20 protein-coding genes are annotated in these 17842 nt (G+C 72.9%); 10 read left to right on the plus strand and 10 right to left on the minus strand.

Annotated elements, in window-relative coordinates:
• Positions 1-28 precede the first annotated feature (28 nt).
• Entirely contained in the window at positions 29-598 is a 570-nt protein-coding gene (locus tag Ade02nite_RS27240; RefSeq protein WP_239169081.1) for a GNAT family N-acetyltransferase, read from the plus strand.
• A 300-nt stretch (positions 599-898) separates the two neighbouring features.
• Here Ade02nite_RS27240 and Ade02nite_RS27245 read toward each other — a convergent pair whose 3' ends face one another.
• Complete coding sequence (locus Ade02nite_RS27245) at positions 899-1270, minus strand: YbaB/EbfC family nucleoid-associated protein (RefSeq protein ID WP_203769869.1); 372 nt, start codon at positions 1268-1270, stop codon at positions 899-901.
• 80 nt (positions 1271-1350) lie between these two features.
• Here Ade02nite_RS27245 and Ade02nite_RS27250 point away from each other — a divergent pair, with 80 nt between their 5' ends.
• The gene (locus tag Ade02nite_RS27250; protein WP_203769871.1) at positions 1351-1824 is read left to right on the plus strand and encodes an endonuclease VII domain-containing protein; all 474 of its coding nucleotides are present in this window, start codon (positions 1351-1353) and stop codon (positions 1822-1824) included.
• A 918-nt stretch (positions 1825-2742) separates the two neighbouring features.
• Here Ade02nite_RS27250 and Ade02nite_RS27255 read toward each other — a convergent pair.
• On the minus strand, positions 2743-3663 hold the full coding sequence (locus tag Ade02nite_RS27255) for an SAM-dependent methyltransferase (protein WP_203769873.1): 921 nt from the start codon (positions 3661-3663) through the stop codon (positions 2743-2745).
• Positions 3660-5171: an FAD-dependent monooxygenase gene (locus Ade02nite_RS27260; RefSeq protein WP_203769875.1), complete on the minus strand. Its 1512-nt coding sequence runs from the start codon at positions 5169-5171 to the stop codon at positions 3660-3662. Before Ade02nite_RS27260 ends, Ade02nite_RS27255 begins: the two co-directional genes overlap by 4 nt.
• Before the next feature lie 149 nt (positions 5172-5320).
• Here Ade02nite_RS27260 and Ade02nite_RS27265 point away from each other — a divergent pair, with 149 nt between their 5' ends.
• Positions 5321-5971, plus strand: coding sequence for a TetR/AcrR family transcriptional regulator (locus tag Ade02nite_RS27265; RefSeq protein ID WP_203769877.1), 651 nt, complete (start codon positions 5321-5323; stop codon positions 5969-5971).
• 79 nt (positions 5972-6050) lie between these two features.
• Here Ade02nite_RS27265 and Ade02nite_RS27270 read toward each other — a convergent pair whose 3' ends face one another.
• From Ade02nite_RS27270 to Ade02nite_RS27280, 3 genes are all read right to left on the minus strand, one after another.
• The gene (locus tag Ade02nite_RS27270; protein WP_203769879.1) at positions 6051-7178 is read right to left on the minus strand and encodes a lipase family protein; all 1128 of its coding nucleotides are present in this window, start codon (positions 7176-7178) and stop codon (positions 6051-6053) included.
• A 36-nt stretch (positions 7179-7214) separates the two neighbouring features.
• Positions 7215-8687, minus strand: coding sequence for an alpha/beta hydrolase (locus tag Ade02nite_RS27275; RefSeq protein WP_203769881.1), 1473 nt, complete (start codon positions 8685-8687; stop codon positions 7215-7217).
• Between the two features lie 102 nt (positions 8688-8789).
• The gene (locus Ade02nite_RS27280; RefSeq protein WP_203769883.1) at positions 8790-9503 is read right to left on the minus strand and encodes a hypothetical protein; all 714 of its coding nucleotides are present in this window, start codon (positions 9501-9503) and stop codon (positions 8790-8792) included.
• Positions 9504-9716: 213 nt separating this feature from the next.
• Between Ade02nite_RS27280 and Ade02nite_RS27285 the strand changes: the two genes are divergently transcribed.
• Positions 9717-10493, plus strand: a complete 777-nt coding sequence (locus Ade02nite_RS27285; protein ID WP_203769885.1) for a maleylpyruvate isomerase family mycothiol-dependent enzyme — start codon at positions 9717-9719, stop codon at positions 10491-10493.
• Positions 10494-10509: 16 nt separating this feature from the next.
• Positions 10510-11259 (plus strand): Stf0 family sulfotransferase, encoded by a 750-nt coding sequence (locus tag Ade02nite_RS27290; RefSeq protein WP_203769887.1) that lies wholly within the window; start codon positions 10510-10512, stop codon positions 11257-11259.
• Between the two features lie 15 nt (positions 11260-11274).
• On the opposite strand, the gene Ade02nite_RS27295 is transcribed toward Ade02nite_RS27290, so the two are convergent.
• The 4 genes from Ade02nite_RS27295 to Ade02nite_RS27310 form a co-directional block, all read right to left on the minus strand.
• Complete coding sequence (locus tag Ade02nite_RS27295; RefSeq protein ID WP_203769889.1) at positions 11275-11619, minus strand: DUF6204 family protein; 345 nt, start codon at positions 11617-11619, stop codon at positions 11275-11277.
• Between the two features lie 28 nt (positions 11620-11647).
• Positions 11648-12181 (minus strand): alpha/beta fold hydrolase, encoded by a 534-nt coding sequence (locus Ade02nite_RS27300; RefSeq protein WP_203769891.1) that lies wholly within the window; start codon positions 12179-12181, stop codon positions 11648-11650.
• Positions 12182-12189: 8 nt separating this feature from the next.
• Positions 12190-12738, minus strand: coding sequence for a hypothetical protein (locus Ade02nite_RS27305; RefSeq protein WP_203769893.1), 549 nt, complete (start codon positions 12736-12738; stop codon positions 12190-12192).
• A gap of 103 nt (positions 12739-12841) precedes the next feature.
• A complete protein-coding gene (locus Ade02nite_RS27310; protein ID WP_203769895.1) occupies positions 12842-13363 on the minus strand; it encodes a 2'-5' RNA ligase family protein in 522 nt (173 codons plus the stop codon).
• Between the two features lie 90 nt (positions 13364-13453).
• Between Ade02nite_RS27310 and Ade02nite_RS27315 the strand changes: the two genes are divergently transcribed.
• The 5 genes from Ade02nite_RS27315 (at position 13454) to Ade02nite_RS27335 (ending at position 17828) form a co-directional block, all read left to right on the plus strand.
• The gene (locus tag Ade02nite_RS27315) at positions 13454-14377 is read left to right on the plus strand and encodes an ABC transporter ATP-binding protein (protein WP_203769897.1); all 924 of its coding nucleotides are present in this window, start codon (positions 13454-13456) and stop codon (positions 14375-14377) included.
• Positions 14374-15147 (plus strand): ABC transporter permease, encoded by a 774-nt coding sequence (locus Ade02nite_RS27320; protein WP_203769899.1) that lies wholly within the window; start codon positions 14374-14376, stop codon positions 15145-15147. The genes Ade02nite_RS27315 and Ade02nite_RS27320 overlap by 4 nt, the downstream gene beginning before the upstream one ends.
• A 22-nt stretch (positions 15148-15169) precedes the next feature.
• Complete coding sequence (locus tag Ade02nite_RS27325; RefSeq protein WP_203769901.1) at positions 15170-16270, plus strand: sensor histidine kinase; 1101 nt, start codon at positions 15170-15172, stop codon at positions 16268-16270.
• Entirely contained in the window at positions 16267-16878 is a 612-nt protein-coding gene (locus Ade02nite_RS27330; protein ID WP_203769903.1) for a response regulator transcription factor, read from the plus strand. The genes Ade02nite_RS27325 and Ade02nite_RS27330 overlap by 4 nt, the downstream gene beginning before the upstream one ends.
• A 104-nt stretch (positions 16879-16982) precedes the next feature.
• Complete coding sequence (locus Ade02nite_RS27335; protein WP_203769905.1) at positions 16983-17828, plus strand: sigma-70 family RNA polymerase sigma factor; 846 nt, start codon at positions 16983-16985, stop codon at positions 17826-17828.
• The last annotated feature ends 14 nt before the right edge of the window (positions 17829-17842 follow it).

Genomic DNA, 17842 nt, shown 5'->3' on the forward strand with positions numbered 1-17842 from the left:
GCGCGGGCAGGCTGGCGATACTGGCGCCGTGGAGATCACCGACTGGGCGCTGCGGCCGGCCGGGCCCGCCGACGTCGAGGCCGTCGCCGAGCTGCGGGCCGTCGTGCTGCGCCCCGACCTGCAACGGCTCGGCCGCTACGACGAGCACCGCGTCCGCCGGCGCCTCCGGGACTCCTTCTCGCCGCGTCATACCTCCATCATCGTGCACGCGGGGGAGCTCGCCGGCAGCATCACCGTCCGCCCGTCCGCGTCCGGGCGGTGGCTCGAGCACTTCTACATCGCGCCCGGGTTGCAGGGGCGCGGGCTCGGCTCGACCGTGCTGGGCACCGTCCTCGCGGGCGCCGACGCGGACCGGGCCGTCGTCCGGCTCAACGTGCTGCACGGCAGCGCCGCGGTGCGCCTGTACGAACGGCACGGGTTCACGGTGGAGTCGCAGGACCCGGTGGACGTCTTCATGGTCCGGCATCCCGTCCGTGCTCGTGCTCGTAGGCTGTCCGACCCCGGGATTCCCGGCGCTGGGATTCCCGACGCCGACGACGTGCAGACCGGACACGACCACCTGGGATGTCCGGCCCTCGGATGTCAGACCTCGGGTTGACGCGCCCCGGAGGCGGCGCGCGCTAGCGTTCTCGCACCTGGCCGGCTTCGTTGCCGGCTCTCCCGCTACGAAGCCGGCTGGTCGTGGGCTGGCTGGTCATGGGCTGGCTGGTCGTGGGGGCCGTCTGGGCGAGAGGAGGCGGTGCGGTGGGCTGAGGCTGCTTTGCTCATCTTGGTTATCGGGCTCGCCCAGCTTTGCATCGGCTTGGCCCGCGCGCAGCCTTGCTCCGGCGCGGCCACCGGCCGTTCGGCACCGGCCCGGCCCGGTCTTGCTCGGACGCCGGCCCCTCGATGCGGCCGCTCATCGGCTGCGGCCGCTCATCGGCTGCGGCCGCTCGGCGGCCTGCTCGACCTCGGTGCGGACACCCGCCGGCAGCGCCTCGACCATCGCCTGCCGGGTGGCCTCGCGAGCCTGCCCGAGCGCGTCGTTGAGCAGTCCGGTGAGCAGCCGGTCGAGCTCGTCCGGTTCCGTGCGCAGAGCGTCGGGGTGCAGGTTGAGCTCGATCACCCGCGGCCGACCGTCCACAGTCACCGCGGCCAGGCCCCCGGGATCCGCCGCACGAAAGTCGCGCCCCTGCGCCGCGTCGGTGGCGTACCGCAGGCGTGCGCTGAGATCCCCCAGCTGCTCGGCGACGGACCGCAGCCGCCCGCCGAGCTCATCGAAATCGGACATTGGCCGACTCTAACGATCACCGCCGTGACTCGGCCGGCGCGGGTGGCGGAACTGTCGTACCCCGGCACTAGCGTTCGGGCATGACCGAGTCGCCGGCTGCCACCCAGCTGTGTCCTCGATGCGGCAAGCAGCGTGCGGCCGCGCTGTTTATCGGGCGTTCCGGCAAGCGGCTGAAGAGTTGCCGGCCCTGCCTCGACACGGCTCAGTCGATCAGCCGCCGGCATCGCGACCGGATCGGCGCGGCCGGGGTCCGCGCGGCGAACCTTCGCGACAAGTACGGCATCACCGTGGAGGAGTACGACCGGCTGCGAAGCGCCCAGGACTACCGCTGCGCGATCTGCCGCCGGCACGAGGACGAGTTGCCGGCAAGCTCGGTGGGCCGGCCGCGGCTGGATGGGCGGCCCACCGCGACGGCGTTCAAGCTGGTCGTCGACCACTGTCACCGCAGCGGATCGGTGCGGGGCCTGCTGTGCGTGGGCTGCAACGCGGCGATCGGTCATTTTCGCGACGACCCGGCCGTGCTTCTCGCCGCCGCCGCATATCTGAGTCGCTAGCCGCCTGCGGTGTCGGCGGCGCGCTGTGTGCACTCCGCGGCGCCGGAGATTGGATGCCTGACGGCGACGGCGACGGCGAAATCTCAGGAGAACGCTTCTGACAGAACTCGAGCAACGCAGGGAAATCCTGATGGGCGCGGGCGGCGGGCCTTATCCACATTCCTGCGTGTCCACAGGGCTCGAGCGCCCACGGGCGGTTTTCTGGGAGAATGACCGACGGGGGCTCCCCCTTGGGAAGGGCGGGCTGTGTGTGGGCGGCGAAACTCGTTAACGCCCCGCGGCCGCCACTACGTCAGCGTTGAGCCCGCCGTTGGATCGAGGACTCCTCACCTTTGTCGTCTTGCTCCGGGGGCGTCGAGGAGTCGCCGTGCGGGTGCTGGGAGCGTCCGCAGCCGTACCGAGTCGTTCGCCGTCTCGACCCGAGAACCAAAACCTACTTGACTTGTAGGGATACCACATAGCAGTCATTATGGTGCACCTGACTTTATGTCCGTTTTTGGATTGACGGATTGCCGGTATTAATAATCCGATAATTCGGAGGAGCGTGAAGGAGCGCGGGATTGCGTCGTGACAGGCGTTGGGCTGCGCGCGAAGGGTGCTGCACGGCGTGGACTGAGGCGGTGTGGGGCGAGATCCTTGCGGGGTCTGAGCCGCTTACTGGGGTGCCTCTAAGAAACGTGTCACCAGATCCCAGCGGGCATGGTCCTGGCACCCCATGCAGGTCGGCCCTGTGTCGCTGGTCCAGGCGGTCGAAGAAGGAACCGACAAGGCGCTCGGCGGCTCGGTGAGTTCGGCGCCGCGCCGCAGCCCGCTCAGGCAGGAACGCACTCGGCGGGTGACGAGGACTCGGGGCGGGAGCGGTGAGTAGCCGGCCCGCTGACCCGGACGGTTCGTCACCGCGGTCACCCGGGCTGGTGGTCACCCGCTGGTTGCGGGCGGGCATGGTGAAGCGGTTGTGCAGGTCGTGGCCCTATGACGTTGTGGCCCTTCTGCTTTCTCCTCCGGGGTGGGCGCGGGTGCGGTGAAGTCGTCGGCCAGTAATGGCTGCCGCTGGTAGACGACGGGGATCGAGGTGATGGGGTCGTCGAGGTCGACGCCGGGGCGGCGGCGGGCGACGGCGCGGACGTAGCCGAGGTGGCGGCCTCGGTCGGCTTCGAGTGCCCCGATCTCCGGCGCGTTGTCGGGGGCCACCGCGCGTTGCCACTGCAGCCAGAGTCGCCAGCCGTCGTCCATGGCGTCGGCCCGCTCGACGTCGACGATGCCGCTGCGCGACCAGTGGCGGTGCCACCACTCGGGTGAGTGCAGGCAGGCGAGGCTCGGCTCCCACCACTGCCGCAAGTGTGCGGGCGGGTCCACTGGGGTCTCCCGCAGCACGCCGGCGCCGGCGATGCCGATCTGGCCGCCGGGCTTCACGAGGCGGGCCAGGTAGCCGAGGTAGAGGTCGTCGGTGCCGTAGTAGACGAAGGAGTCGATGCTGACGATGACGTCGAAGAAGTCGCGGGCGAAGGGCAGGGCGCGCGCGTCGGCGTGGATCGGGAAAACGCCGTCGTCGACGCCGGCGTCGCGGATCCGCTGGGCGCGGTCGTCGACGCCGAACCACAGGTCGGTCGACCACACCTGCACGCCGAACTCGCGGCGCAGGAAGACCGAGGACGCGCCGCGGCCGCAACCGAGGTCGAGCACCTGCAGGCCCGGCCGCAGGCCGACGGCCTCGGACAGCCATTCGGTGAGCCAGAGCGAGTGGGCGCCGCCGCTGACGTTCGACCGGATCCAGTCGGGGTGATACCGGGACGAGCGGGGGAACCGGGGCGAGTCGAGCGAACCCGATCGCGACGTCATGTCGCACCCGCCATGGTCGTCGCCGGGAGGCCGAGGACGTCGCCGACCGCGCGCTCGAGCTCCGCCGCGGCGCGGTCCACGCGGGTCACGCGGTACCACCTGGCCACGGGGACGGCGTCCGGTCGTGCCAGCAGCCCGCTGCCGGCGTGCAGGCCGAGCGCGTGGGCGGTGGCCGGAGGCAGCGTCACGGCGTCGACCGGCACTGCGTGATCGAGCCTGGCGGCGGTGCGCCAGGCGGAGTCGTCCTCGCCGAGGAACAGGGTCAGCCCGTCACCGACCAGGTCCAGCGTCGAGACGGGTGACCGGCCGGGTGCACCGGGTGCGAGCCAGGCGTGCTGGAGTCGCCCGCCGAGGTCGTGCAGGAGTTCGGTGAGCACGGCGTGGCAGCGGCCGTGCGGGTCGGCGGCCCGGGCGACGTCGGTGGCGGCCAGGGGCCGTACCTCCGTCTCGTAGGTGTCGAGGAAGTGGGCCGGCGCCCAGCCTCGCAGGACCCAGGCGAGGCGCCACCCGATCGCGAGCCCGCCCCGCACGGCCATGGCCAGGCCGTTGCCGCCCCGCGGTGTGACCCGGTGTGCGGCGTCCCCGGCCAGGAACACGCGGCCGGACGAGAAGGTCGCCGCCAGCTTGGCATCGGCCGTGAAGGCGCCGCAGCGCACCAGGTCGACGGGCAGATCGGGCAGCCCCGAGGCGATCCGGATCCGGTCCGCGAGTGCCCCGGGCCGGGTGAGCGCCGCCACGTCGTCGTTGGGCCCGAGGACCACGCCGTACTGCCAGCGGGTGCCGTCACCGGAGGGTATGAGCACGCCGGCGCCGTCCGGGTGGCTGATCGAATAGAGCGCGTAGCGGTGCGGGCCGAGGATCGGCCACAGCGGGGCACGGAACTCGGCGCCGATCCCGCGCATCAGCGCATCCGGCCCCACGGATTCGATACCCACCTGCTCGCGGATCGGGCTGTGCGCGCCGTCCGCCGCGACCACGTACGCCGCGCGGAGTTGTTCGACCGCGTCGCCGCCGAGGCCGGTCGCGTCCCGGACCGCGAGCGTCACGCCTGCCTCGTCCTGGCTGAGCCCGATGACCTCCGTGCCCCGGCGGGCCGGGCGGCCGGTCAGGCGGGTGACGTGGTCGGCGAGCACCTGCTCGAGGTGATCCTGCGGCACCCGGGCAGACGCGGTCGGACTGACCACGCTGCTTTGCACCACATCAGGCACGTTGATCGGCACCCGGGTGCCCTCCCCGGCCTCGGCGACGGTGCGGGTCCGCAGGACGGCCAGGTCGACGTCGTCGGTCCCGGCCCGCAGTCTCTCCTCTAACCCCCAGCCGCGGAAGATCTCCATCTGCCGGAGGGTCACCCCGACGGCGCGGGGCAGCGGGGAGACGCCGGTCCGCTTGTCGAGCACGAGCACGTCGATGCCGTGCCGGGCCAGTTGCGCGGCCGCGACCAGGCCGGCCGGTCCCGCGCCGACGACCACGACGTCGTGGTCGCGCAGGCCGGGAGTGCGGTGAGTCATCTCGGTAACCTTTCGGAGTGCAAACTGTACGGTGAAATCAGGCTCGCGGTTCGTTGGACATGGTGTCAAGTCAAATCCCTGGCGCGCGCCGGTCTCCCTGCGGCGAGTTGAGCAGACTGCTTGTCGGGCCAATATGCGAAGATGGGGGTATGGCACCCCGAAAGTACGAGCAGGTCCTCCGCGCCGAGGCCGCGGAGGAGACGAGGCGCCGCATCCTGGACGCGGTCGGCCAGTGCCTGCGCGAGACCCCGACCGAGCAGCCCAGCCTGGGCCGGGTGGCTGAGCTGGCCAAGGTGTCGCGGTCGACGATCTACGCCGACTTCGGCTCACGGTCGGGCCTGTTCGACGCGTTCGTGGTGGATCTCTGGGAGCGCACCGGTCTGGGCGAGCTCGGCCGGGCGGTACACGCCGCCGGCGCGCGCGACCACCTGCGTGAGGGGATCCGGGCGGCCAGCCGGATGAAGGGCAGGGAACTGGCGGTCTACCGGGTGCTGCACGCCATGGACCGGCTGGATCCCGAGTCCGCCGGCAGCGCCGTACGGCACATGGAGACCGACCGGCGGGCCGGCATGCAAAGCCTGGCCGAGCATCTCGAGCGGGAGGGTGAGCTGCGCGACGGGCTCACCGTTGACGAGGCGGTCGACTTGCTGTGGGTGCTGACCAGCTTCGAGAGCCTCGATCTGTTGGTGACCGGCCGCGGCCGCACCGTCGAGGAGGCGACGGAGATCCTGGTGGACATGGCCGAGCGAACCGTGTGCCGGACACTGCGCGCTGCGGCTGCGCGCGGCCGGGGTGCCTGACTGCCGACGTACCGGCTGCCCTCGACGTGGTCCGCGGTATTGGGCTTAGCGCGACGGAAACAGTCCGGATCCGGGCGCCCTACCTCGTCATGTGAGTGTTCGCCCAGGCGATCAGCTCGGGTAGGGCGGCTGCCATCGGTCCGCTGTGGTCGGCGCCGGGGTAGAAGCGAAACGTTACGTCGGTGCCGGCGGCGGCGAGCTGGTCGGCGGTGGTCTTGGATGCGGTCGGGTAGACGACGGTGTCGGCGGTGCCCTGTGCGATGAACACGGGCCGGCGGTGGCGGACGATGGGGATGTCGGCGTCGCGTTCCATCAGCCGGGTGAGCTGTTCCCGTTCGGCGGCGTCGACGTCGTACACGTCGGCGGTGGTGCGGCCGGCGAGCAGTTCGGCGAGTTCGGCGAAGCACAGTTGCGTGCGGGCCCGGGCGAAGAGGTCCGCGCCGGCGGGGGTGAGGTAGCCGGTCGGGTCGAAGGTGTGTGGGTGGGCGGCGCGGAGCATCTCGAGGATCAGCAGGACGTTCGGGACCGCCGGTGCGGTGGGCTCGAAGGCGCGGGCGACGTCGATGAGGGTGCGCCATTGCGACGGCGGCGCGGTGGCGATGGTGCCGCGGTAGTCGAGCTCGGGTGCGTACCGGTCCGTCATCGCGCCGGTGAACAGGGCCGCTTGGCCGCCCTGTGACTGGCCGACCGCAAGCCAGGCGCGGCTCAGCGACCGGTGGACCGCTCGGGCGGCGCGGACCATGTCGATGACGCCGTATGCCTCGGAGGCGCCGTGCAGGTAGGGGTGCGGGCCGGGGGTGCCGAGGCCCTCGTACTCGGTGGCGACCACGGCGTATCCGGCGCGCAGCCACGCGGACAGGTAGGTGACGTCTCGTGGCGAGCGGCCGGCGACCGACTGGGCGCAGCCGTCGGCGACGCCGACCGTGCCGTGTGCCCAGCTGATGACCGGCCACCCACGTTGCGGTGCTTTGCCTTCGGGGATGAATACCGCGCCGGCCACCACCACGGGACGGCCGTGCAGGCCGGTGGAGGTGTACCGGATCCGGTGCGCGGTAGCGGTGCCCGGCAGCCACAGCGAGGCGGGCAGCGGCTCCACCAGGACCGGCCGGCCGGGCCGGTGGTGGGGGCCGCCGGCCTGTGCGGGCGCGGCGGGCATGGCCGCGAGTGCGGCAGCGGTCAGCGCCGCCGCCATCCACTTGACGATCACAGCGATGTCTCTCTTTCGGGTGAGCCGGTGTGGGGTTCAGGACGCGAACGGGTCGGTGTCGTCGCGGCACGTGGTGCCGGCCGGTGGCAGGGTGGCGCCGTCGGTCAGGTAGGCCAGGGCCGGTCCGACCAGGCAGGGGTTTCCGGAGGTGAGGCTGGCATGGCCGTCGGCCTGATGGGTGAGCAGCCGCGCGTTGCCGAGGTCGGTGACGAGTTGCCGGGCGCCGGCGTACGGTGTCGCCGGGTCGTGGGTGTTGCTGATGACGAGGATGGGTGCGGCCTGGCCGGGATGGTGGATGCGGCCGCGGAACGCGTCGGCGTCCTCGACCGGCCACTGCGCGAGGTTGAGGTTGACCAGCCCGTTGACCCACCAGAAGTGCGGGAACATCCGGTAGGCGTGGACGCTGTCGCGGACGTAGCCGGCCACGGGTCCGCGAGGAAACCGCTGGTCGACGGCGAGGACCGCGAACCGCTGGTCGTAGCTGCCGAAGTCGTTCTGCTCGGCGAGGAAGTCGAGCATGGCTGACGGCCGGCCGTCCGTCGCGGCGGTGAGTGCTGTGGCGAAGTCGCGCCACCGCCGCGGCGTGTACATCGCCGCGAGCGCGGCCTCGCGGACGTCGTCTCCGCTGAGCCGGCGGTGTGCCGGGTCGCCGGTGGGCAGCGGCTGCCCGTCCAGCCTGGCCAGCAGCGTGTCGAAGGCGTCCTCGGGGTCGGTGCCGCCGAAGCCGCACCGTGGCCCGGCGGCCGCGCAGCGGGCGAAGAAGCGGTCGAGCTCGCCCTCGAAGGCGGCCGACTGCTCCTCACCGGCGTCGACCGGGTGGTCGCGTCCGGTCCGCACGTCGTCGGCGCTGCCGAGGACCATGGCCCGGACGCGGCCGGGAAACATGCTGGCGTAGGTGGCGCCGATGTCGGTGCCGTACGAGATGCCGATGGCGGTGAGCCGCTCGTCGCCGACGGCCCGGCGCAGCAGGTCGACGTCGCGGGCGACGTTGGCGGTGCTCATGTGCGGCAGGATGGTGCGGTTGTGGCGTAGGCAGGACAGTCCGTACGCGCGTGCCGCGGCGGCGTACGCGTGGGGCTCGACGGCGTCCGGGCGGGCGAAGAACGACGGTGGTGTCGCGTGACAGTCGACGGCGGGCCGGCTCGCGCCGGTGCCGCGCTGGTCGAAGCCGATCACGTCGAAGCGGGCCAGCAAGGCCAGCAGTTGCGGCGGGGAATCGCGCAGCACGCGGACGCCGGATTGGGCGGGCCCGCCGGGCAGTTGGAACAGCGAGCCGATGCGATGCGCCGCATCGGCGGCCGGCTTGCGGATCAGGGCGATGGTGATCGTCGGTCCCCGCGGGTCGTCGTAGTCGAGCGGCACACGGGCGTCCGCGCATTGGAAGCCGTCGCCACAGTCGGCCCAGAGCAACTCGGGCGCCGTATGCCCGGCCGCGGTGTGCGCGCCCACGGCGAGCGTGCCCAGCAGGGCCAGGCAACCGGCGGTGGCTCGGCGCAAGAATGACTTCACTGCAATGCCTTTCCAGGGGGGTTTGACGCAGCCGTCACCGCAACTGCGTGTTGTCGGGGCGCCGGCTTCGCACGGCGCTCGAGTGGCGCCCTCGGATCGTCCTCAGCCGGCGCGGCGTAGGAGATGGACGCCGACCGCGGCGAAGCCGAGGCCCTGCACGGCGGCGCCGGTGACCTCGAACCACTCGACACCGGCGGCCAGGCCGGCGATGTGCATCGGCGGCCAGATCATGATTGCGGCCGCGGCCCAGCGGGTGATCGCCCGCGACCGCCACAGGGCGAGGCCGAGCAGGAATGTGCCGACGACGTTGCCGAGGACGAACAGCAGGAATACCCAGGTGCCGGCGGCGTCCTGCTGCCGCGTGTCGAGCACGGTGGCGAAGTCGGCCATCGGCCCGCCGACCCGCACCATCGCGATGGTGGTGAGGTCGGTGAGCAGGACGGCGAGATAGCAGGCGTATCCGGCGGCCACCAAGGTGCCGGCGATGAACGACAGTTTCGCCGCGCCCCGGCCGGCCAGCCGGGCGGCGCCCAGCCCGGCTGGGATCATCAGCAACGCGCCGAGCATGCCGAACAGGACCACGTTGTGCAGCAGGGTGGGGTGGGCCGCGGCGGCGGCCAGCGCGTCGGCGCCGGTTTGGTCGCTGGCGCCGGCCGCCTGGGCCATCGCCCATCCGAGGTTGCACGCGACGATGCACCACGGAGCGAGGAAGGCCGCCGCGGCGAGCCCGAACCGTCGCAGGCGGGTGTCGTACGTGTCGGCGGACGGATGAGAGTCGTTGCCGGCCTCGCCGACGGATGAGGCAACAGGGATCATCAGATCCTTCTTTGAGAAAACAGGGTGTATGGCGAATTCAGTGTGAATTTGGCAGGACAGGCTGTCAAGCGAAGTGTCCGCCGAGTCTGGGACACGACAGATGCCCGAACCCGTCCTCGTCGCGCTCGTGCGCCACTGGTCACTGACCCATGCGCTGGCCCGGCGGCGGGAAACTCGCTGTCGGTTGCCGGAGCGGGGTGGTAGAAAGCCGCGGTGGACACGACTTTGGAGTTCGCCGACCTGGTGCGGCTGATGGACGAACGATCGGGCGCGTTCCGGGCGGCGGTGGCCGCGGCCCCCAGCCTCGACGTGTGGGTGCCGACCTGTCCCGAGTGGACGCTGTTCGACCTGGTGCGGCATCTCGGCGAGGGGCGCCGCAGGTGGGCGGCCATCGTGGCCGCCGGGCCCGCCGACGCTCCTGTGGTGTTGCCCGACCCGGTGGTGCCGCGCGAGCGGGAGGCGCTGCTGGGCTGGTTCGCCGCGTCGACCGGGGAGCTGCTGGACGCGCTGCGGGAGGCCGGCCCGGATCGTGGTTGCTGGACGTGGTGGGGTCCGTCGCAGTCGCCGCGGACCACGGGAGCCGTTGCCCGGCACCAGCTTCAGCAGGTCGCCGTGCACACGTACGACGCGCAGGTCGCCGTGGGCGCCCCGCAGCCGCTGCCGGACGAGGTGGCCCTCGACGGTGTCGACGAGTTCCTGACCACCTGCGTCGCGACGACGGCCGCGTGGCCGCACAAGCCGGCGGTCGCCGACTACCACGCCACCGAGGGCGGCTCGTGGCGGCTCTGGCTCTCCGCCGACGGTGCCCGGGTCGCCCGCCTGCCCGCGCCGGCCGCCGGTGAGGGCCCGGAGGCGGTCGACGTCCGCGTCCGGGGCACGGCCCATGAGCTGGTCATGTTCTGCTATGGGCGGATCACGATGGACGCGCTCGACGTGGACGGGGACCGGCGCGTCTTCGACCAGCTGATCGCCTGGGAGCCGGAGGTATAGGGGGTCGGCGGAGGGCATGGGGGCGGAGCGGGTCGACAGCTATTTCGTGTGTGCCACGCCGCGGACCGGCAGTTCGCTGCTGCTCGGGCTGCTGGAGTCGACCGGCGTGTGCGGGCGGCCGCAGGCGTACTTCCGGGCGCCGGACGAGCCGCTGTGGGCGCGGCGGTGGCAGCTTCCCCGTACCGCTGACTATGCCGGCTATGTGCGGGCGGCGCGGGTGGCGGGCAGCGGCCCGAACGGGGTGTTCGGGGCGAAGCTGATGTGGGGTACGGCCACCGAGCTCGCCGGCAAGCTGCGCCAAGGACGGGCGGGCAGCGATGTGCAGGTGCTGGAGCGGGCGTTCGGGCGCTGCCGGTTCGTGTATCTGACGCGGCGGGACGTGCTGGCGCAGGCGGTGTCGTGGGTGCGCGCCGAACAGACCGGTGCGTGGTTCGCCGGCGGCAACGGCGAGATCAGCGGGAACGACGGCGGTGGCGGGCGGGAGCCGGTCTTCGACGCTGAGGCGATCGGGCGGTTCGTGGCCACGATCGCCGAGCACAACGCGGCGTGGGAGGCGTGGTTCGCGGCGTGCGGGGTGCGGCCGCATCGGGTGGTCTACGAGGATGTCGACCGGGATGCGGCCGCGGCGGCGTACGGCATCATGGCGTGTCTTGGTCTTGCCGGTCGCCCGCCGGTCGCCGCGCGGCACCGGCGGCAGGCGGACGGGCTCAACCAGGAGTGGATCGCGCGGTATCGGGCGTGGGCCACTCGGGTTCCCCGGCGATGAGCTGGTCGACGCCGGCTAGCGGTTGGCGCGCCGGCCGCGGGCGCCCAGCGGGATCGCGGCCACGTCGACGGCCTGCGACGTCACCTTCTTGATGGGGTAGCCGTGCTCGGCCATCCACGCGGTGGCCTTGGCCTCGGCGCGCTCGGTGGCTTTGGCGATGCCGGCGTCGTCGTCGGCCTGCTCGGCGAACCGGAACGTGAAGAACGGCCGGGCGGGCAGGTCGTACGTGAGATGGCCCTCCGGCGTGTACTGCGTGTGCAGGAAGTCGTGGTCGGCCTGCGCGGCGACCAGCTCGGCGAGCTGCGGCTCGGTGAGGTTGTCGAAACTGCCACGCACGGTGACCCTGATGGTGCGGCTCATGAGGGGCAGTATCGCGGCCGCATCCGCCTCAGGGCCACCCGATTTCGTCGAGGAACTCCTCCATCGCCACCACGATGCGGGCGAGCACGGCGATCGAGTCGGTGAGCGGGCCGGGCACGAACATGCCGTGGTCGGCGGTGGGAATCTCCACCACGTACGGGCTCAGCCGGCGCGCGGTGGCGCTGTCCCACTGCCGGTCGGCGGTGCCGCCGACGAGCAGGCACGGCGCGGTGGCGCGTTCCAGGGCGGCGACGATCCAGGGGGTACGCAGCAGCGGGGTCAGCCACACGGCGGGCAGCCCCCGGTCGGCGGCGATGGCTGCGGCGTTCGTGCCCAGGCTCTTGCCGATCAGCAGGGCGGGCCCGGGCAGCGCGTCGAGCACCGGGTGGATCTGCCGGCAGGCCCATGCCTCGACGTCGGGGGAGTCGGCCGGCGGCGGCGCGGTGGTCCACTCGTGGGCGTGGGCGGTGGCGCCGCGCTTTTCGGGGACGGTGCCGGCGTACGCGAGAAGGCCGGCTGCGGGGCCGTACCGTCCTCCGGGGATCACTACTGCGTCGGCCATGATTCACGCTAACCGGGCGCGAACCGGAACGCGATGCCCCGCGGGTCCGGGATTTCGATCAAGCCGGTGGTGTCGGTGTGCTCGCCGAGGCGGGCCAGCGCGGCCGCGGCGTCGTCGACCCCCTTGAGCTGGACGGCGATGCCGGTGAACCGCAGCCACGCCTCGCCGCTGATCTCGGCGGGCCCGAGCGCGTCGAGGTCGCCGGCGGCGTGCACGGCCACCCGGATGCGGGCGCCGTCCTGTTCGAGCACGCGCACGTCGACCCGGTCGTAGCGGTGGTGGCCGCTGTGGTGCACGACGGCCTCGGCGGGTTCGGCGAACGAGCCGCTGCTGACCGTCTTGCCGGCCAGGTCGCGCCAGCCGCCGGTCTCGATCGGCAGCCATTCCACCTCGAGCCGCACCGGGTCGCCGCCGACCGGCTCGAACGGCAGGCGCAGCGTCCAGGTCAGCGCCGGCGGCAGCCCCACGGCCGGGTTGTCGAACAGCAGTCCGTCCCACTCGCCGCCATCGGCGGCGATCAGTGCGCGGGCGTCCAGCCCGCCCTTGTCGTCACCCACGGCGGGAGTGTGCCACAACGCCCGTTTCGGCCCGGCAGCCAGGGCGGCGCACGAGGACCGGCCGCTCGAGCCGACACGTCGGCGGCCTGCCGTGCGGCCGGGGTCAGCCGAGCGGGAACTCGGCGAGGGTCTGCCAGGGCTCGCCGGGCTCGGGGCGGCCGGCGATCAGCCGCATCGAGGTGACGCGGGCGTGCACGGGCAGGTGGCGGGTGACGTCGGCGGCCGCGGCTTCGAGGACGGGGCGGGGGTGGTCGTGCCCGATGGTGAGGTGGGGTATCACGTCGTCGTGCTCACCACCGTACGGCAGAAGCCCGAAACGGGCCGTGACGGCTGCGGTGAGGGTGACGATCGGCGTGGCCGGCGTGGGGGCGAGCCACACGACGCGGTCGCCGAACCAGCTGACGCGCTGCAGGGTGAGGAAGAACGCGGGCACGGACGCGGCGACGCCGGTCAGCGCGGCGGTCGCCCGGTCGTCGATCTCGTGCGGGGGCAGGAACGGGTAGAGGACCGTGATGTGCGCGGGGATGCCCCAGCCGGCGGCGCGGTCGAGGCGCTCGCGGTGGGCGGCCACGGCGGGTTCGGCCTCGCCGATGGCGAGGATCAGGGCGCTTTCGGTGGGGGTCACCGCGCCATTGTGGACCACTGACGGATGTCATGGGCCGGTGGTGACGGGCGTACGGGGGCCGGGCGGGCGCGCGGGCCGACGATGGGTGGCATGACCCTCACGGCTTCACCCGATCTCACGACCGCGCCGGCCGCGGTCGAGCTCGACGGCGTCGTCAAGCGCTTCGGCGCGGTGACCGCGGTCGACGGCGTCAGCCTGACGATCCGGCCCGGCGAGGTGGTGGCGTTGCTGGGGCCCAACGGCGCGGGCAAGACCACCACGGTCGACATGCTGCTGGGTTTGCAGCGGCCCACCGACGGTGCGGTCCGGGTGTACGGGCGGGCGCCGCACGAGGCGGTGGCGCTGGGCCTGGTGGCGGCGGTCATGCAGACCGGGGCGCTGCTCAAGGACTACACCGTGGCCGAGACGGTACGGCTGACCGCGGTGCTGTTCGGCCGCACCCGCGCCGAGGCGCAGGCCGCGCTGCGGCGGGCCGGGCTGGCGGACGTCGCGAACCGGCTGGTCGGCAAGTGCTCGGGCGGGCAGCAGCAGCGGCTGCGGTTCGCTATGGCGTTGCTGCCCGATCCGGAGCTGCTGATCCTCGACGAGCCGACGACCGGCATGGACGTGGCCGGGCGGCACGAGTTCTGGTCGGCGATCCGGCAGGACACCGCGCGGGGCCGCACGGTCATCTTCGCCACGCACTACCTGGAGGAGGCGGACGCGTACGCGGACCGGGTGGTCTTCGTGCGCCGCGGCCGGGTGGTCGCCGACGGCACCGCCGCCGAGGTCAAGGCCATGGCCTCGGGCCGTACGGTGCGCGCGACGCTGCCGGGGGCCGCCGAGTCGCAGCTGCTCGCTGTGCCGGGGGTGGACCGGGCCGAGGTGCGCGGGGACACGGTGCTGCTGCACGGCGGCGACAGCGACGAGATCGCGCGGTACCTGCTCACCCGTACCGCCGCCCACGACTTGGAGATCACCAGCCGGAACCTGGAGGACGCGTTCCTGGCGCTGACCGCGGAGGACCCGGCATGACCGTCACGACTCGCACGCTGCCCCGCTTCGGCGGCTTCTCGCTCGGCATGATCGCTCTGGAGTTGCGGCGGCTGATGCGCAACAAGCGCACCGTGGTGTTCACTCTCGTGCTGCCGGCGGTGTTCTTCCTGCTGTTCGGCACCAGCTCGCAGTACAAGAGCGAGCGGGTCGGTGGCGGCAACGTCACCGGTTACGTGCTGGTCAGCATGGCCGTGTACGGGGCGATGCTGGCCACGACCAGCGGCGGCGCGATGGTGTCGATCGAGCGTGCCGCCGGGTGGAGCCGGCAGCTGCGGCTGACCCCGTTGCGCCCGGCCGCCTACGTCGCCACCAAGATCACCCTCGCGATGATCATCGGGGCGGTGTCGGTGGCCGTCGCGTTCGCGGTCGGCGCGCTGTCGGGGGCGCGGCTGCCGGCGTCCGCCTGGGTCCTGTGCGCGCTGCTGGCCTGGGTGTGCGCGCTGGTGTTCGCCGCGTTCGGCCTGTTCATGGGCTACCTGCTGCCCAGCGAGAACGTCATGCAGATCCTCGGCCCGGTGCTGGCGGTGCTGTCGTTCGCCGGCGGGCTGTTCGTGCCCGTCGACGACCTCGGCCACACGTTCGCGACGATCGCGAAGTTCACCCCCGTGTACGGGGTCGGCGAGCTCGCCCGCGCGCCGCTGACGCACGACGGAAACCTGTGGCTCGCCGCCGTCAACGTCGTCGTGTGGACGGCCCTGTTCGCCGCCGGTGCGGTGTGGCGGTTCCGCCGCGACACCGCCCGTGTCTGACGCCGGCGGTAGGTTCACAGCCATGACGGCAGCAACCCCGGGGCCCGGCCGGTACGGGCTGATCTTCGCCGCTGTCTGGCTGTTCTACCTCGCCGAGAACGTCAAGGCGCTGCTGGCCGCCCCCGACCCGTGGTGGCGCGGGATCGGCCTGGCGGCGGTGGCCGCGTTCGCCGCCGGCTACGTGCTGCTGGCCGGGCGGGCCCGGCTGGCGCGCCGCACCGCACCGCCGCCGCGGTTCACCGCGTCGATGTGGCTGGGCATCGCCGTGCTGCTGGTGCTGTTCGCGCTGCAGATCCCCGGCGCCGGCAACCACGCCCTGCCGTGCCTGGTCTACATGGCGGCGCTGGCCATGGTGAGCCTGCCGCTCAAGCAGGCGGTCCCGTTCGCGGTGGCGCTGTTCGTGCTCGCCGAGGCGCTGCCGGCGCTGGTGCCCGGCTGGAGCGACAACGGCTACGGCCTGGCGGTGCTGCTGGGCTCGGCCGCCACGTACGGCATCCGGCTTGCCGCCGAACGCCAGCGCAGCCTGGCCGCCGCCCAGGGCGAGCTGGCCGATCTGGCCGTGCAGAACGAGCGGGCCCGCATCGCCGCGGACCTGCACGACATCCTCGGGCACTCGCTGACCGTGGTGGCCGTCAAGGCGGAGCTGGCCCAGCGGCTGCTCGACGTCGACCTGGACCGGGCCCGCGCCGAGCTGCGCGACCTGGAGGCGCTGTCACGCGACGCGCTCGCCGACGTGCGCGCCACCGCGATGGGCATGCGCGGCATCTCGCTGCCCGGCGAGATCGCCGCCGCCCGCGAGGCCCTCGCCGCCGCGAACGTCGAGGCCCGGCTGCCGGGCGCCGCCGACGAGGTGCCCAGCCGCAACCGGGAGCTGTTCGCCTGGACGATCCGCGAGGCCGTCACCAACATCGTGCGGCACAGCGGCGCCACCCACGCCGAGGTGCTGCTGGGCCCCGGCAGCGTCGAGATCCTCGACGACGGGCCCGCCGCCGCGCAGCCGTGCGGCACGGGTCAGGGCCTCGCCGGGCTGCGCTGGCGTGCCGAGGCCGCCGGCGCCACGTTCACCGCCGGGCGCCGCGACAACCATCCCGGCTTCCGGGTACGCGTGGAGGTACCAACATGATCAAACTGTTGCTCGCCGACGACCAGGCCCTCGTCCGCGGGGCGATGGCGGCCCTGCTCGACATGGAACCCGACCTGAAGGTCGTCGCCGAGGTCGGCCGCGGCGACGAGGTGGCCGCCGCGGCGCTCGCCCACCAGCCCGACGTGGCGCTGCTGGACGTGGAGATGCCCGGCCTCGACGGCATCGCCGCCTGCCGCGAGCTGCGCCAGGCGCTGCCCGGCTGCCGGGCGCTGATGGTCACCACGTTCGGCCGGGCCGGCTACCTGCGCCAGGCCATGGCCGCGGGGGCCGGCGGGTTCATCGTCAAGGACACCCCGGCACGGCAGCTCGCCGACGCGGTCCGCCGCGTGCACGACGGGCTGCGCGTGGTCGACCCGGCCCTGGCCGCCCAGTCGCTCGCCCAGGGCGACTCGCCGCTGACCGAACGCGAGACCGGGGTGCTGCGCGCCGCCCGCGACGGCGGCACGGTCGCCGACATCGCCCGCGAGCTGCACCTGTCCGAGGGCACCGTGCGCAACCACCTGTCCGCCGCCATCGGCAAGACCGGCGCCCGCACCCGGGCCGAAGCGGTGCGCCTGGCCGTGGAGAACGGCTGGCTGCTCACTTGAGAACTCCTTTTCGAGTGCAACCAACCGGCAACCGTAAGTAACCGCCGGCTGCACCCGGCACCCGAAAAAGTTCTCCCCGTCAGCAACGACAGGGGGGAACCACCATGCGCACGACCATCACGACCGTCACCCGCGAGCAGGAGACCCTGATCCGCGAGAACATGGCCCTGGTCGGCCACATGGTCCGCGAGATGCTGTTCAAGGTGCCGGCGCACGTGCACCGCGACGACCTCGCCTCCGCCGGCTACGCGGCGCTCACCACGGCCGCCAAGGCGTACGACCCCGCCCGCGGCGTCCCGTTCGGCCGCTTCGCCGCCACCCGCGTGCGCGGCGCCCTGCTCGACGAGCTGCGCGGCATGGACTGGGCCAGCCGGTCGGTGCGCGCCCGCGCCCGCCGCGCCGAGCAGGCCCGCCAGGAGCTGACCGCCCAGCTGGGCCGCACCCCCACCGACACCGAGCTGGCCGAGCTGCTCGGCGTCGGCGTCAGCGAGCTCGCCACCATCGGCGACGACGTGCAGCGCGCCGCCGTGCTGTCGCTGCAGGGCTTCGCCGCCGGCACCGCCGAGGACATGGTCACCGAGGCGTCGCTCAACCCGGAGGAGATGCTGCTGCACCGCGAGCGCATCGGCTACCTGCACGACGCGGTCGCCGTGCTGCCCGAGCGGCTGCGCTTCGTCGTCGAGGCGTCGTTCCTGCGCGAGCGCCCCCTGTCGGAGGTCGCCGCGGAGCTGGGCGTCACCGAGTCGCGCGTCTCGCAGCTGCGCACCGAGGCGCTGGCGCTGCTCAAGGACGGGCTGAGCACGCACATGGAGCAGCAGGACACCGGCGTCGCCCGCGGCGGGGCGGTGGCCCGGCGGCGCGCCGTGTATGCGGCGCAGATCGCGGCCCGCTCGACGATGACGACGCGGCTGCGCGCCACGGACACGCAGGGCCTGCTGACGGCCGCGTAGGGGCCGCTTGCGCT

Source organism: Paractinoplanes deccanensis (assembly GCF_016862115.1).
In the GTDB taxonomy this organism is placed as follows: Bacteria; Actinomycetota; Actinomycetes; order Mycobacteriales; family Micromonosporaceae; genus Actinoplanes; species Actinoplanes deccanensis.

Excerpts from the sequence above, each read along its gene's own strand:
- Ade02nite_RS27320 (WP_203769899.1), top strand. The coding sequence starts at position 14,374 with ATGACCGTCACGACTCGCACGCTGCCCCGCTTCGGCGGCTTCTCGCTC.
- Ade02nite_RS27265 (WP_203769877.1), top strand. The coding sequence starts at position 5,321 with ATGGCACCCCGAAAGTACGAGCAGGTCCTCCGCGCCGAGGCCGCGGAG.
- Ade02nite_RS27315 (WP_203769897.1), top strand. The coding sequence starts at position 13,454 with ATGACCCTCACGGCTTCACCCGATCTCACGACCGCGCCGGCCGCGGTC.
- Ade02nite_RS27260 (WP_203769875.1), bottom strand. The coding sequence starts at position 5,171 with ATGACTCACCGCACTCCCGGCCTGCGCGACCACGACGTCGTGGTCGTC.
- Ade02nite_RS27295 (WP_203769889.1), bottom strand. The coding sequence starts at position 11,619 with ATGAGCCGCACCATCAGGGTCACCGTGCGTGGCAGTTTCGACAACCTC.
- Ade02nite_RS27290 (WP_203769887.1), top strand. The coding sequence starts at position 10,510 with ATGGGGGCGGAGCGGGTCGACAGCTATTTCGTGTGTGCCACGCCGCGG.
- Ade02nite_RS27245 (WP_203769869.1), bottom strand. The coding sequence starts at position 1,270 with ATGTCCGATTTCGATGAGCTCGGCGGGCGGCTGCGGTCCGTCGCCGAG.
- Ade02nite_RS27330 (WP_203769903.1), top strand. The coding sequence starts at position 16,267 with ATGATCAAACTGTTGCTCGCCGACGACCAGGCCCTCGTCCGCGGGGCG.
- Ade02nite_RS27255 (WP_203769873.1), bottom strand. The coding sequence starts at position 3,663 with ATGACGTCGCGATCGGGTTCGCTCGACTCGCCCCGGTTCCCCCGCTCG.
- Ade02nite_RS27280 (WP_203769883.1), bottom strand. The coding sequence starts at position 9,503 with ATGATCCCTGTTGCCTCATCCGTCGGCGAGGCCGGCAACGACTCTCAT.
- Ade02nite_RS27325 (WP_203769901.1), top strand. The coding sequence starts at position 15,170 with ATGACGGCAGCAACCCCGGGGCCCGGCCGGTACGGGCTGATCTTCGCC.
- Ade02nite_RS27250 (WP_203769871.1), top strand. The coding sequence starts at position 1,351 with ATGACCGAGTCGCCGGCTGCCACCCAGCTGTGTCCTCGATGCGGCAAG.
- Ade02nite_RS27300 (WP_203769891.1), bottom strand. The coding sequence starts at position 12,181 with ATGGCCGACGCAGTAGTGATCCCCGGAGGACGGTACGGCCCCGCAGCC.
- Ade02nite_RS27335 (WP_203769905.1), top strand. The coding sequence starts at position 16,983 with ATGCGCACGACCATCACGACCGTCACCCGCGAGCAGGAGACCCTGATC.